Here is a 13,166-nt window from a genome sequence, read left to right on the forward strand (position 1 = left end):
CCCATCGAGGATGGGCGCCGGGGCATTATTTGCCGCTGTACAGATTCAGATCGCCAAAGTGTTTCTTTTGAATCTCGGCGTATTTGCCGTCATCGTGTAACGCTTTGATACCTTTATCTAAAAGCGCTTTCAGCTCAGTGTTACCTTTCTTAATACCGACAGCGGTTTTGGCTGGCAGCAATTCGCTGTCGACTGGCTTGCTGACGTCATAGTCGGCGCCCTGTGGCGACTTCAAAAAGCCCAGTTCCGCTTGCAGCATGTCCTGGATACCGGCGTCGAGACGGCCGGAGGTCAGGTCGGAGTACACCTGATCCTGGTTCTGATAGGCCTGGGTTTTCACGCCGGCCTTGTCCAGCACGGCTTTGGCGTAGGCTTCCTGAATGGTGCCCTGCTCGTAGCCGACGGTTTTACCCTTCAGCGAAGCGACATCGGCGGTAATGCCGGAGCCTTTTTTCGATACGTAGGCAGTCGGGCCGGAGAACAGCTCGCTGGAGAAGTCGATGACTTTCTCGCGGGCCGGGGTCACGGTCATCGACGAGATCACACCGTCGAATTTATTGGCCTTGAGGCCCGGAATCATGCCGTCGAAATCACTTTCGACCCACTTGCACTTGACCTTCAGTTCGGCGCAGATCGCGTTGCCCAGGTCGATGTCGAAGCCCACCAGGCTGCCGTCGGCCGCTTTCGACTCGAACGGTGCATACGAAGGGTCAACGCCAAAGCGCAGCTCTTTGTATTCCTTGGCCAGCGCGGAGCCAGCGGCCATGCACAACGCCAGTGCAGAAAGGGTCAGCAATGCTTTTTTCATTATTCAATCCCTAAGAACCAATATGAGCGCTTGTGGCGCAGAATTATTGTTACTGGAACGCGTACGACCTATAGAAAGTAGCAATTTCCGAACCAGAGTCCCGAACAAGTGTTTTAAAAGGTTGACGCAGCGATTGGGTGAGCGAATCAGTGCCCGCAAACGGGCACTGAAAATAGCTTGCACTGATTTAGGGCTGATCGTTCCCACGCTCTGCGTGGGAATGCAGCCCGGGACGCTCCGCGTCCCATCCAGAGCCGAACGCGGAGCGTCCGTTGAGGCATTCCCACGCGGAGCGTGGGAACGATCAATGTCCCTGGAAAAGGGGTCAGGCGAGAAGATCCTGCAGTGTGGCAAGGCTATCCGCCTCATCCACGGTTTTGTCCTGACGCCAGCGCAGCATCCGGGGAAAACGCACGGCAATTCCGCTCTTGTGGCGCCGCGACAGGGCAATACCTTCGAATCCCAGCTCAAACACCAGGCTCGGCTTCACACTGCTCACCGGGCCGAATTTCTCCACGGTGGTCTTGCGCACAATGCTGTCGACCTGACGCATTTCCTCGTCGGTCAGCCCCGAATACGCCTTGGCAAACGGCACCAGCGCGCGTTGGCTGGACTCGGGCGGGCCGTCCCACACGGCAAAGGTGTAATCGCTGTACAGACTGGCCCGGCGACCGTGACCGCGCTGCGCGTAAATCAACACGGCATCGACACTGAACGGGTCGACTTTCCACTTCCACCACACGCCCATGTCCTTGGTGCGGCCAACCCCGTACAGCGAATCCCGCGCCTTGAGCATCATCCCTTCAACGCCCAGCCGCCGCGAGGACTCGCGCTGGCGGGCGAGGTCGAACCAGTCGCTGCCGGTCAGCACCGGTGAGGGCAGTAATACCGGGCTGTTGCAGCGGGCGATAACCTCTTCCAGTTGCGCGCGGCGTTTGGCCTGCGGCTGGTTGCGCCAGTCTTCGCCCTGCCATTCGAGCAAGTCATAGGCGAGCACCACCACCGGCACCTCTTCGAGGATTTTCTTGTCGAGGGTTTTGCGGCCGATGCGTTGTTGCAGCAGGGCGAAAGGTTGTACCGCCGGAGGTTCGGTCGATTGCGGATCGAAAGCGTCTTCGGTGCTCGGATGCGTGCTTTTCCATACGACGATTTCGCCGTCGATCACCGTGCCATCGGGCAAACCGTGCACCAGTACATCCAGTTCGGGAAAACGCTCGGTCACCAGTTCCTCGCCCCGTGACCAGATCCACAGCCGGCCTTCACGCTTGACCACTTGTGCGCGGATGCCATCCCATTTCCATTCAATCTGCCAATCGCTGGCCGGGCCGATCAGTGCCTCAAATTCTTCCACCGGTTGCGACAAGGCGTGGGCGAGGAAAAACGGGTAGGGCTGACCACCGCGCTGGGCATGTTCATCGCTGGATTCAGGGGCAATCAGTTTCAGGTAGCTGGCCGCGCTCGGCCGGTTCGACAGATCGGTGTAACCGACCAATCGTTGCGCCACGCGCTTGCTGTCCAGCCCGGCCATCGACGCCAAGGCGCGGGTAACCAGCAATTTCGAGACGCCGACGCGGAAACTGCCGGTGATCAATTTGATGCACAGCATCAGGCTCGATCGATCCAGTTGCGCCCATAGGGCAGGGAGTTGTCGGGCCAGGTATTGCGGGGTTTCACCGCGCAGCGGCAGCAGCTTGTCTTCGATCCATTCGGCAAGACCGGCCTCGGAGCTGTGCGGGTTTTCCGCGAGCACCAGGGAAATGGTTTCCGCCAAGTCGCCGACCGCTTGATAGCTTTCCTCGAACAACCATGGTTCCAGCCCGGAGACCTCGACGGCGAGTTCGCGCAGGATTCTCACCGGCACCAGTTGCCGGGGCCGGCCACCGGAGAGAAAGTACACCGCCCAAGCGGCGTCATGCGGTTCGGCCTGGGCGAAGTAGGCCTGCATCGCCGCCAGTTTGGCGTTGCTTGACGTGGTCGCGTCGAGTTCGGCGTACAGCTCGGCGAATGCTTTCATGCGGGCATCTCGGCGATGGTCGGTTCGGTGGCGAGGCTTTCTTCTTCGTCATCGCCGTATTCGGTATTGAAACCCTGGGCATCCAGGCCTTTTTCACGCAGATGCCGCACGAGCACGCCGATCGCACCATGGGTGACCATCACCCGTTCCGCGCCGGTCTGTTCGATGGCCCACAACAGACCGGGCCAGTCGGCGTGATCGGAAAGGACGAAACCGCGATCGACGCCGCGCCGCCGTCGGGTGCCGCGCAAACGCATCCAGCCGCTGGCAAACGCATCGCTGAACTCGCCAAATCGGCGCATCCAGGTACTGCCTCCGGCTGAAGGCGGGGCGATGACCAGAGCCTGGCGCATGATCGGGTCGCTTTTTTTCACGTCACCGGCGTAGATCGTCGGTGGCAAATACACGCCGGCCTCGCGATAGACCCGGTTAAGCGGCTCGACCGCACCGTGGCTGAGGATCGGGCCGAGGCTTTCGTCGATGCCGTGGAGAATTCGCTGAGCCTTGCCGAACGAGTAGCAGAACAACACGCTGGCTTTGCCGGCGGCGATGTTTGCTGCCCACCACTGATTGATTTCGGCGAACACCTGCGCCTGCGGCTGCCAGCGGTAGATTGGCAGGCCAAAGGTCGATTCGGTGATGAAGGTGTGACAGCGCACCGGCTCGAACGGGGCGCAGGTGCCGTCGGGTTCGATCTTGTAGTCACCGGAAGCGACCCAGACTTCGCCGCCGTATTCCAGACGTACCTGCGCCGAGCCGAGCACGTGACCGGCAGGATGAAAACTCAAGGTGACACCGTGGTGCGTCAGGCGCTGACCGTAGGCCAGGGTTTGCAGGTTGATGTCCTGCCCCAGTCGCGCGCGCAAAATCCCTTCGCTGGCGCTGCTGGCGAGGTAATGCTGATTGCCGGTGCGGGCGTGATCACCGTGGGCATGGGTAATGACCGAGCGCTCGACGGGGCGCCACGGATCAATGTAGAAATCTCCCGCAGGGCAGTACAAACCCTCGGGGCGGGCGATAACAAGGTCCATGTCGTTACCAGAAATGGGGGGCTTGTTAGCTATGAGGTTGGCGCGTGTCCGGAAGTTCTATCGACTTTGAAGGGCAACCCTCACCCCAGCCCTCTCCCGGAGGGAGAGGGGGTCGACCGAGGTGTCTGGCGCTATCCATCGACCTGAGAAACCGAGTCGATTATGGATTCGGCACAGCACGAACCCAGTTGATTCTGGATTGGGTGACCACACGAAACGCGCTGACTCTGGATTCGGTACTACACAAACCGAGTTAACTCCGGATTCGGCGCCGCACGTTCAGGTCGGCGAGAAACTTCAGCCACCCCCAATCAGTCCCCTCTCCCTTTGGGAGAGGGTTAGGTTGAGGGGCTTTTGACGTTCAGCTTATTTGCCAGGAGTAAGAGTCAGGCGGGTCTTGCCGTAAACCCGGTCAAAGTTCTGCGGCTGCATCGGCAAACCGATGTATTGCCCTTTCAGCCACGCATCGATGCCGTTCAGGTAATTCGGACTCACCGGATTACCCGACTGCCCCGTACCGTTCTGCCCCATCAACGGCTCAGCCTGGCCAAAGTCGACGATGAAACGCATCGACGGCGCACGTGTGGTGGTGAAGTCCTGACCCCAAGCGAACGCCGAGGTGTTCAGCGTCGTGTGATCACCGCCCGCCGCCAGTGGCCCGCGCACGGTCTGGCTATTGCTGTTCTTCCAGGTATAGCTGTGCAACTTGCCCCACTGCCAGGCGCGATGGTCGCCGCCCAACTGACTGTCGCCCGCGCTGATCGCCGCTGCGAAGCTCCGGGCGAGAATCTGCGCCTTATCCTCTTTCTGCGGCGTGCGAATGTCATCCCAGAACGGACTGTCTTCACGTCCCAACAAATGGTCGGCCTGCGCTGCGTAGGACAAATCACCATTGGCGATAAACGCCTTCCACGCCGGGCTCGATTCCGGGCCGAGCTCGTCGAGGAAAATCTGCTTCATGCTTTCCTGCAGGAACAACTCATAGATCGCCGCATCCGCCGAGGTCGGGCTGAGCTTGCCGTCGAATGCCATCAACCGCGTGAACGCCTCGCGGGCCTTGCTGCGATCCGCTTCCGGCAGGGCGTCGATCGCCTGTTTCAGCGGCTGCTTCATGCCCGGCGCCTCAAAGACTTTCTTCAGCTTGGCGGCGAAAGTGGTGGTCTGGTCGTACTGCATGGCGATCACGCTGCGGCTGTCGTGTTTGCCGCTGCCGGCCAGTTCCGCCAGACGTTCGCCGCGTTCCGGCGCCGCCCAGGAGTTCGACAGTTGCATGCCGTAACCGTGTGGAATCACGCGCTGGTTGGCGGTGCCGAGCCAGCCTTGCGCCGGGTCTTGATCGTAGGGGTGCAGCATCGGGTCGGCGTAGCCATCCCAGTCGTAACGCCCCTCCCAGCCCGGCGACGGCAACAAGCCTTCGCCTTCGCGACGGTTAGGGAAACGCCCGGTGACTTGCCAGCCGATATTGCTCGCATCGGCGAATACCAGATTCAGGGCGATGGCGCGGATTTCGCGGCTGGCGTCCGAGGCGCGCTCGACGGTTTGCGCACGGGTCAGGTCAAAAAACGCATCCAGCGACTTGTCGTCGGTGAAACTTGGCGTCTGCAAGGCCAGGCCAAAACCGTTGCCTTGAGCCGCCGCTTGAGCGCTGTTGACTAATGCGCCGTGGCGGGTTTCGTACACGGCTTCGCGAATCGGTCGCTGGCCTTTGACGAAGTAGGTTTCGTTGCGCACGCCCAGCGGCTGCCATTTGCCATTGACCTCATAGGTCAGGCTGCTGCCCTGGCGACGGATTTTTTCCAGGAACAGATCCTGATTGTCGCCGAGCACGCTGGTGGTGCTCCACGCGACTTTGCCGTTGAAGCCACCGAGGACCAGCGGCAGACCGGCCACGGTAACGCCGGCGGCTTGATATTTCGGTGCGCGAATCTGCACAAAGCTCCACAGCGACGGCGCGGCGAGCGGGCCATGGGCGTCGCTGGCCAGCAGGCTTTTGCCGCTGCGACTGCGTTGCGGGGCTATTGCCCAGTTGTTCGAAGACGTGGTGCCCAGCAGATTCAGCGCCGACAGTTGCTGGCTGGCATTGCTCAGCTCGGTCAGTCCCGGGATCTGCCCGTTGAGCTTGAGGCCTTGCAGTTTGTCGGCCTCGGCCAGTGGCAGGTTCTCGTCAGGTGCGGACGGCGTCAGCCAGGCGAGTTTGTCGCTGGTCACGGTTTGCGCGAGCACCAGCGAGGAAATTTCTTCCGGCAGGTTGGCCGACTGGCTGAAATTCAGCAGGGCGAAAATCAGCGCCGAATCTTCCGGCTTCCAGTATTCCGGTTTGTAACCGCTGGAGGCGAGGTCGCCTGGCAGCTTGTCAGCGTAGCGGAACAGGTAGGCGTTGACGCCCCGCGCATAGACTTCGAAAAAGCGCTTGAGGCGTGGCGACGAGGCTTTATAAAGCTCGGCGGCGCTTTTCTTCAGATTGACCGCACGCATGTAGCGGTCGGCGTCGAGCAGCGACGCACCGGACATTTCCGCCAGACGGCCCTGAGCCAACAGGCGCAAAGTGACCATCTGATTGATGCGGTCACTGGCGTGCACGTAACCGAGGCTGAACAGCGCGTCATGGAAGGTGTTGCTTTCGATCAGCGGCATGCCCATGGCATTGCGACGTACCGACACGTTCTGCGCCAGACCCTTGAGCGGTTGCACGCCGGAGGTCGGTGGGAGGGTGTCCTGGGCGTTCCAGGTCTGGCAACCGGACAGGCCCAAAACACCGGCCACTGCTGCGGCAACGCCGAACCGGGGAAGAAAATGTGTGAGGGCTGGCGAGGCCATGGCAAAGCTCCTGCGGGGGGTAGCGTCAGTAAAGGCGCTACGTTAGTGAGCAGGAGGTGGCCGCGCAAGCGGGCGACAGAGTTATTTCTTCAGTTCTCGACGATCGTTCCAACGCGCAGCAAAGGAATGCCTCAACGGATGCTCCGCGATCGGCCCTGAAAGGACGCAGAGCGTCCCGGGCTGCATTCCCACGCAGAGCGTGGGAACGATCAGAATCAGGGCGGTTCAGGATTTGGGTGGATTGATTTTCTGCACCAACGCGTAGGCCTTCACCGTCGCCGGGCGATCCTTGATGTGGTTGAACCAGCGCAGCACATGCGGGAAGTCTTCAAGATTCTGGCTTTGCCACTTGTGCGAGACGATCCACGGATAAATCGCCATGTCGGCAATGCTGTATTCGCTGCCGGCGACGAATTCGTTATCGGCCAGTTGTTTGTTCAATACGCCATACAACCGCGCCGTCTCATCAATGTAGCGCTTGATCGCATAGGGGATTTTTTCCGGTGCGAACTGGCTGAAATGATGGTTCTGCCCGGCCATCGGACCCAATCCGCCCATCTGCCAGAACAACCATTGCGGCGCCGTTTGCCGACCGCGCAGGTCTTTGGGCAGAAACTTCCCGGTTTTTTCCGCCAGGTACAAAAGAATCGCCCCGGATTCGAACAGCGACAACGGCTCGCCGCCATCGGCCGGTTCATGATCGACGATCGCCGGGATGCGGTTGTTCGGGGCGATCTTCAGAAAGTGCGGCTGAAACTGCTCACCCTGACTGATGTTGATCGGGTGCACGTTGTACGGCAGGCCGGCTTCTTCGAGGAACAGGGAAATCTTGTGGCCGTTGGGGGTGGTCCAGTAATACAGGTCGATCATGGAAAACTCCAAAACTGAAGTGGACTTGCGTGCGGACAGCAAACGCCGGCGTCAGGTCGTCCCGTGTGCGTTCGATAGCTTGCTTAACAAGAACAGGTGATGCTGAACTGCGCAGAATTCAATGACCCCGCGTGAGAAAAATCGCCATGGAGCTTCAGGCCAACGCTGCACTGATCATCATCGACCAGCAAAAAGGCATCCTGCAGCCGCGTTTGGGACGCAGGAATAATCCTCAGGCGGAAGCGCGAATCCTTGATCTGCTGGGGCTGTGGCGGCATAGCGCATGGCCGGTGATTCATGTGCAACATCTGTCGCGTGAACCGGATTCGGTGTTTTGGCCGGAGCAGGCAGGGGTGGAGTTTCAGGAGAGGTTTTTGCCGCAGGATGGCGAATGGCTGATTCAGAAGCAGGTGCCGGATGCGTTTTGTGCCACCGGGCTGGAGGTGCGATTGCGTGAGGCGGGGATCGGGCAGTTGATCATCGTTGGCGTGGCGACCAACAACTCGGTTGAGTCGACGGCGCGCACGGCGGGGAATCTGGGGTTCGATGCGTGGGTGGCGGAGGATGCCTGTTTCACCTTCGACAAGGCCGACTATTTCGGCACGTTGCGTACGGCTGAAGAGGTACACGGGATGTCGCTGGGGAATTTGCACGGGGAGTATGCGACGGTGGTCAGTTCTGCACAGATTTTGAAGACCGGCTGAAAAACTTCACCGTATGTGCCGGCCCCTTCGCGAGCAGGCTCGCTCCCACAAGGATCGCGGTGGGCACAAAAGCCATGACCGGCGCAGATCAAATGTGGGAGCGAGCCTGCTCGCGAAAGCGGTCTGTCAGGCGAAACGACTGTCCGCCCCGGGCATCACGCCCCGTGGCACTTCTTGAATTTCTTGCCATTGCCGCAAGGGCAAGGGTCGTTGCGGCCGACGTCTTTCAAGGCGTTGCGCACCGGTTCCTGGTGGGCGTGGCCGCAGTTCGGGCCGTGAACGTGGCCGTGGTCATGATCGTGATGATGGTCATGATCATGATCGTGGTTGCAGTCAGGGCCATGGACATGAGGTTGCTGGGTCATCGGTGTTGCTCCGGAATTAAATCGGCGGGGATTATCACGCCATTGCGCTCAAGGTGCACGTAGTGAGCGATGAATAAACCGGTTTCCATTTCGCCCTGCAAACGATAGGGAATCTGCTGGTTCGGATTTTTCAGCATTTTCACCACGTCTTTTACCTTTGGCCACAGGTTGGTACGGATCGGCACCTTGAAGTAGGCACTGCGCTTGGGCCCGACAGTGAACCAGTGTTCATGCTCGCCTTCGGCCAGCAGCATGTCGGCCAGATGAATGCGGTATTCGAGGCCGCGCACGGTCAGGTCGCTGTCGTTGGGGTTGTCTATGCGAAAGTGCAGGATGAATTTCTGCTCGAGCAGTTTGGCGCGCACCACTTCGACTTTCACCAGATGCACGGCGGGGTCGACGCTGTCGCCGCTGAACCACGACGCGCAGCCGCCGAGGTTCAGGATCAGCATCAGGGTGAAAACCTGGAATGTGCGCCATTGACTGAGCATCGAGTAGAACTCCCTTTGGCCCCCAGTCTAGTCGCCTCGCCCTCTAAGCGCCGAAATACCCCGCACAGCACTTCTTGAACTTCTGTCCGCTGGCGCACGGGCAACTGTCATTGCGCCCCAACTTCAACTGCACGGTCGGGTCGATGAAATACCAGCGCCCGGCGTTCTGCACGAACGAGGAACGCTCGCGGTGGCTGTGCTCACCCTGATCATCGTGCCAGCGTGCAGTGAAGGTGACGAAGGCGTGTTCCGGCTGGCCACCGAAGACTTCCGAGCTTTCGACATCGAGGCCGAGCCAGGTGCTCTGCGCGCTCCAGTTGCTGATCGACTGGCGATCCAGTCCCGCTTGCTGGGCGGGCAGGGTGGTCGTCACCAGGTAATCGACCAGCCCCAGTACATAGGCGCTGTAGCGCGAACGCATCAAGGCTTCGGCGCACGGCGCCGGATGGCCGTCGTGATAGTGGCCGCAGCAGGCATCCAGCAGATTGCCGCTGCCGCACGGGCAAATGGCTGTACTCATTGCATTACCACCAGTATTTCCCGAAGTTTTCCGGATTGGCCCAGAACCGTGAGTTGAGCCAGTCGGGGACTTGTTTGTAGTCAAGCAGATCGTAGGTGAACAGGGTCAGTACTTGATCGTCGCGTTGAAAACGTTCACTGGCCTGCAGCGCCAGTGAATAGAAATCGGTTTCCTGCCAGCCGCTGGCCGACAGGTCCGCCAGCACGGCGATGCGGCTGGCGTTGAGATTACGAATCCCGCCCAACAGATTCAGGCCATCACGCTTGGGCAAATGTTCCAGGCAGTCGACCACCAGCGCCAGATCGAAACGCTGCGCCGCCAGTTCGGCAGGCAAGGCGCCGGGCGCGGCGTGGGCGACGCTCGTATCCGGATGCGCCTCTTTAAAGGCGCTCAATGCCGGAAACTCACTGGCACCGATCAACAGCAAGCGCGCCGGAGCATATCGATCCAGCAAAGCGGCCAACGCCTGTTGCGGCGTACGGGAAGAAATGGCGACGTTCATCGAAGCTCCTCAATCAGACCGCCAAGACTAGCGCGCTCCTTCATCGGAGCCTAGCGCCCTGTCTCGTGGCTTTGCGGCAAAAGCGCCAAAGTCCTGTGAACACGGTCGCAAACTGCGGTGGCCTATTGCTGGCGGAGATTAAAACTCCGGTCTTTACTCCCTGAATCGGTTCTAAGCCGATCCCTCAGGAGAAAACCAGATGAGCATAGTTCGGACAGCATTACCTTTGATTCTGCTAACCAGTGTGTTGACTGGTTGCGCAGGTTTGCAGAAAACCGACTGGCCGACCTGTGCGGCGGTCGGTGGTGTCGTCGGTGCCGGTCTCGGCGCAACCGAAAGTTCGGCATGGGCCGGCTACGGTGCGTTGCTGGTCGGTGGCACGGCAGCGGCCTATTGCTGGGTACACGGTGATGGCGACGAAGACGGCGATGGTGTGCCGGACAGTCGCGACAAGTGCCCGGGCACGCCTAAAGGCGTACAGGTCGACGCTGACGGTTGCCCTCCACCAGCGCCTGCACCCGTGGTCGAAGAAGCTGTAGTGGTCAAGGAAGAAACCATTGTTATCCGTGATGTGCACTTCCAGTTCGACAAAGCCACGCTGACCGGCCCTGACAAGCAAGTACTCGACAAGGTCGCCACGCGCCTGAAACAGGAATCCTCAACTGCACAACTGACCGTAACCGGTCATACCGACAGCGTGGGCAGCGATGCCTACAACAAAAAACTGTCGGATCGTCGTGCTCACTCGGTGGTGGACTACCTGATTCAACAAGGTGTGCCGCGCGCCAGCTTCGTTTCGGTGTCCGGTCTGGGTGAAAGCCAGCCTGTGGCCGACAACAAAACGGCTGACGGTCGTGCGCAAAACCGTCGTACCGAAATCAAAATCCAGCGTTAAGTCCCTCTCGCATCCGCGGCTTGTGCAGTCGCGGATGCGGGTCTTTACTCCTGTGTAACCGGTATGGGCCGGTGACACAGGAGCTTTCACAATGACTGTTTTCTCAAGGTCCGTCTTGCCGGTGCTGCTGCTAGGCAGTTTGCTCACCGGTTGCGCCACCCACAGCGATGGCACTGCACCCCTCAATCAACGTACGTGGCCGATCTGCAGCGTTATCGGCGGACTGGTCGGTGGCGGCCTTGGCGCTATCGAAAGCGCTGGCTGGGCCGGTGGCGGCGCAGCGCTGGGGATTCTTACCGGCGGACTGATTTGTTATGCCCAGGACGGCGATGAGGACAGCGACGGCGTGTTCGACCGCCGCGACCGTTGCCCTGACACCCCGGAAAATACCCCGGTCGATCACCGTGGTTGCCCACTGCCGCAGTACCCGGTCACGGAAAAAGTGCCGGAGCCTGCACCGCAAACCGAGGTCATCACCCTCAGCGATGCCGGCAACGTGCTGTTCGATTTCGACAAGTCCGACCTGACCCCGGCGGCGAAGGCCCAGCTCGATACGCTGATGGACAAGCTGCGCAATGCCGACGTGGTGAGCATCAAGGTCATCGGTCACACCGACAGCAAAGGTTCGGATGCGTATAACCAGGCGTTGTCGGAACGGCGTGCGAGCAGTGTCGCCGCGTATCTGCTGAGCCAAGGCCTGGCGCCGAACAAACTCACCAGCGAAGGTCGCGGCGAAAGTGAGCCGGTCGCCGATAACGCCACCGATGAAGGCCGCGCGCAAAACCGGCGCGTGGAGTTGCACATCAATCGTTAGGACGCGTCTGTAGGGCGCAGGCTAGAGCTGCCGGGCGACGATGAGCGTCGTTTCGGCAGCCATTTGGCAGGCGATGGAAGTTTTTTCATTTACCCCTCTGGCTTATCCCCCGCAGAAGCCGTTACTGTGCGCCCAAAGAATAATTCGCAACACGGGGGAGCGTATGAAAGTGTTCTGGGGGCTGGGGCGTTTGCTGACCCTGCTGTTCTGCTGCGTGGTGCTGGTCAATCAACTGGTACCGTTCGTACATCCGCTGCATCTGCTGGTCAATCTGGCCGGCGCTCTGTTGTTGCTGATCCATGTGCTCGAAGTACTGCTGTGCAATCGCAGCCTCAAAGGCCGTCCGCACCCCTGGCGTGATCGTGGCCGCATCCTGCTGTTCGGCGTATTCCACTTGCAATCCATCCCGGCCCCGGCCGCTCCGGAGGCTTCTTCCCATGCGTAAACTTTGCCTGTTCGCTGCATTCATCAGTCCTTTGGCGTGTGCCCAAGTGGTCAGCGTCGAAACCAATTCCCTGATGCGTTTGCCCAATACCACCAGCACCTTGCAGCTCGAACGTCTGGACGTGGCTGATTACGGCACCTTGCTGATTCCTGCCAACGTGACCGAACTGACGGTGGGCGAATTGCGTTTGGGTCATGAAGCGCGCATTGCGATCGTTCCGGCTGAACAGGCGCTGGAGCTGAAAGTGGCGCGCGCCGAACTCAGCGAAGGCAGCCAGATCACCGCGCGCGGGGCGCCGGGGACTTACGAAAAGGCTGCACGTGCAGGGCGTAATCTGAATCTGCAATTCAAGGCATTGAGCGCGCCGCAACTGCTGGTCGATGCCCGTGGCGGCACTGGTGCGCCGGGTTTTGTCGGCCTCGACGGTGGTAACGGTGAAGACCCGGGCTGCACGTATGGCTCGGCCGGGCACGGTTTTGATGGGAGCAACGGCAGCGACGGCCAACCCGGCGCACCCGGTGCGCTGGTGCGGCTGGAAGTGCCACGCGAGTTTCCGGCGGAGCTGATCAAGGTCAACGTGGCGGGTGGCAACGGTGGTCCGGCAGGTGTTGGCGGCAAAGCAGGGAAGGGCGGCCAGTCCAAGGGTTGCCTGGTGTATCGCGCCGATGGCGGCAAGAATGGCAAGGCCGGGGCTGATGGACAGCCTGGGCCGGTGGGGGCGGCGGGGGCTGTGACTGTGCAGCGCCTGTAAGAGCAGACCCTCATCGGAACGCCGCCTGCCCAGCCCTCTCCCGGAGGGAGAGGGGGCCGACCGAGCTGACTCACGCTATCCATCGACCTGCAAAACCGAGTCGATTATGGATTCAAAGCCAATCTTTCAAGTCGGCGTA

The 13,166-nt window shown here is 60.3% G+C and carries 14 protein-coding genes; 5 read left to right on the top strand and 9 right to left on the bottom strand.

Going from position 1 to position 13,166, the window contains the following annotated elements:
- Window positions 1-25: 25 nt before the first annotated feature.
- The 5 genes from ACZZ0G_RS18370 to ACZZ0G_RS18390 form a co-directional block, all read right to left on the bottom strand.
- Entirely contained in the window at window positions 26-808 is a 783-nt protein-coding gene (locus ACZZ0G_RS18370; protein ID WP_150651376.1) for a transporter substrate-binding domain-containing protein, read from the bottom strand.
- Between the two features lie 325 nt (window positions 809-1,133).
- On the bottom strand, window positions 1,134-2,822 hold the full coding sequence (locus ACZZ0G_RS18375; protein WP_463557056.1) for an ATP-dependent DNA ligase: 1,689 nt from the start codon (window positions 2,820-2,822) through the stop codon (window positions 1,134-1,136).
- Window positions 2,819-3,853: a ligase-associated DNA damage response exonuclease gene (locus ACZZ0G_RS18380; protein WP_463557057.1), complete on the bottom strand. Its 1,035-nt coding sequence runs from the start codon at window positions 3,851-3,853 to the stop codon at window positions 2,819-2,821. The genes ACZZ0G_RS18375 and ACZZ0G_RS18380 overlap by 4 nt, the downstream gene beginning before the upstream one ends.
- A gap of 366 nt (window positions 3,854-4,219) precedes the next feature.
- Window positions 4,220-6,670, bottom strand: coding sequence for a penicillin acylase family protein (locus tag ACZZ0G_RS18385; RefSeq protein ID WP_463557058.1), 2,451 nt, complete (start codon window positions 6,668-6,670; stop codon window positions 4,220-4,222).
- Between the two features lie 225 nt (window positions 6,671-6,895).
- Window positions 6,896-7,540, bottom strand: a complete 645-nt coding sequence (locus ACZZ0G_RS18390) for a glutathione binding-like protein (RefSeq protein WP_463557059.1) — start codon at window positions 7,538-7,540, stop codon at window positions 6,896-6,898.
- Between the two features lie 146 nt (window positions 7,541-7,686).
- On the opposite strand from ACZZ0G_RS18390, the gene ACZZ0G_RS18395 reads away from it, so the two are divergent.
- Entirely contained in the window at window positions 7,687-8,244 is a 558-nt protein-coding gene (locus ACZZ0G_RS18395; protein WP_463557060.1) for a cysteine hydrolase family protein, read from the top strand.
- Between the two features lie 155 nt (window positions 8,245-8,399).
- Here the strand turns inward: ACZZ0G_RS18395 and ACZZ0G_RS18400 are convergent, their stop codons facing one another.
- The 4 genes from ACZZ0G_RS18400 to ACZZ0G_RS18415 are packed head-to-tail and all read right to left on the bottom strand — an operon-like array spanning window position 8,400 to window position 10,122.
- Window positions 8,400-8,609 (bottom strand): SEC-C metal-binding domain-containing protein, encoded by a 210-nt coding sequence (locus ACZZ0G_RS18400; protein ID WP_008083915.1) that lies wholly within the window; start codon window positions 8,607-8,609, stop codon window positions 8,400-8,402.
- Window positions 8,606-9,100: an LEA/WHy family protein gene (locus ACZZ0G_RS18405; RefSeq protein WP_463557061.1), complete on the bottom strand. Its 495-nt coding sequence runs from the start codon at window positions 9,098-9,100 to the stop codon at window positions 8,606-8,608. The genes ACZZ0G_RS18400 and ACZZ0G_RS18405 overlap by 4 nt, the downstream gene beginning before the upstream one ends.
- Window positions 9,101-9,143: 43 nt before the next feature.
- Complete coding sequence (locus ACZZ0G_RS18410; RefSeq protein ID WP_463557062.1) at window positions 9,144-9,620, bottom strand: YchJ family protein; 477 nt, start codon at window positions 9,618-9,620, stop codon at window positions 9,144-9,146.
- Window positions 9,621-9,624: 4 nt separating this feature from the next.
- Window positions 9,625-10,122: a DUF6231 family protein gene (locus ACZZ0G_RS18415; protein WP_463557063.1), complete on the bottom strand. Its 498-nt coding sequence runs from the start codon at window positions 10,120-10,122 to the stop codon at window positions 9,625-9,627.
- 199 nt (window positions 10,123-10,321) lie between these two features.
- Between ACZZ0G_RS18415 and ACZZ0G_RS18420 the strand changes: the two genes are divergently transcribed.
- The 4 genes from ACZZ0G_RS18420 (at window position 10,322) to ACZZ0G_RS18435 (ending at window position 13,027) form a co-directional block, all read left to right on the top strand.
- Window positions 10,322-11,017 carry a PA1041 family peptidoglycan-binding anchor lipoprotein gene (locus ACZZ0G_RS18420; protein WP_007918596.1) on the top strand — a complete coding sequence of 232 codons (696 nt, stop codon included), beginning with the start codon at window positions 10,322-10,324 and terminating at the stop codon, window positions 11,015-11,017.
- 91 nt (window positions 11,018-11,108) lie between these two features.
- On the top strand, window positions 11,109-11,831 hold the full coding sequence (locus tag ACZZ0G_RS18425) for an OmpA family protein (protein WP_463557064.1): 723 nt from the start codon (window positions 11,109-11,111) through the stop codon (window positions 11,829-11,831).
- A 163-nt stretch (window positions 11,832-11,994) separates the two neighbouring features.
- Window positions 11,995-12,276 (top strand): DUF1145 domain-containing protein, encoded by a 282-nt coding sequence (locus tag ACZZ0G_RS18430; RefSeq protein ID WP_463557065.1) that lies wholly within the window; start codon window positions 11,995-11,997, stop codon window positions 12,274-12,276.
- Window positions 12,269-13,027 (top strand): collagen-like protein, encoded by a 759-nt coding sequence (locus ACZZ0G_RS18435; protein ID WP_463557066.1) that lies wholly within the window; start codon window positions 12,269-12,271, stop codon window positions 13,025-13,027. The genes ACZZ0G_RS18430 and ACZZ0G_RS18435 overlap by 8 nt, the downstream gene beginning before the upstream one ends.
- Window positions 13,028-13,166 lie beyond the last annotated feature (139 nt).

The organism is Pseudomonas sp. AC169 (assembly GCF_979258515.1).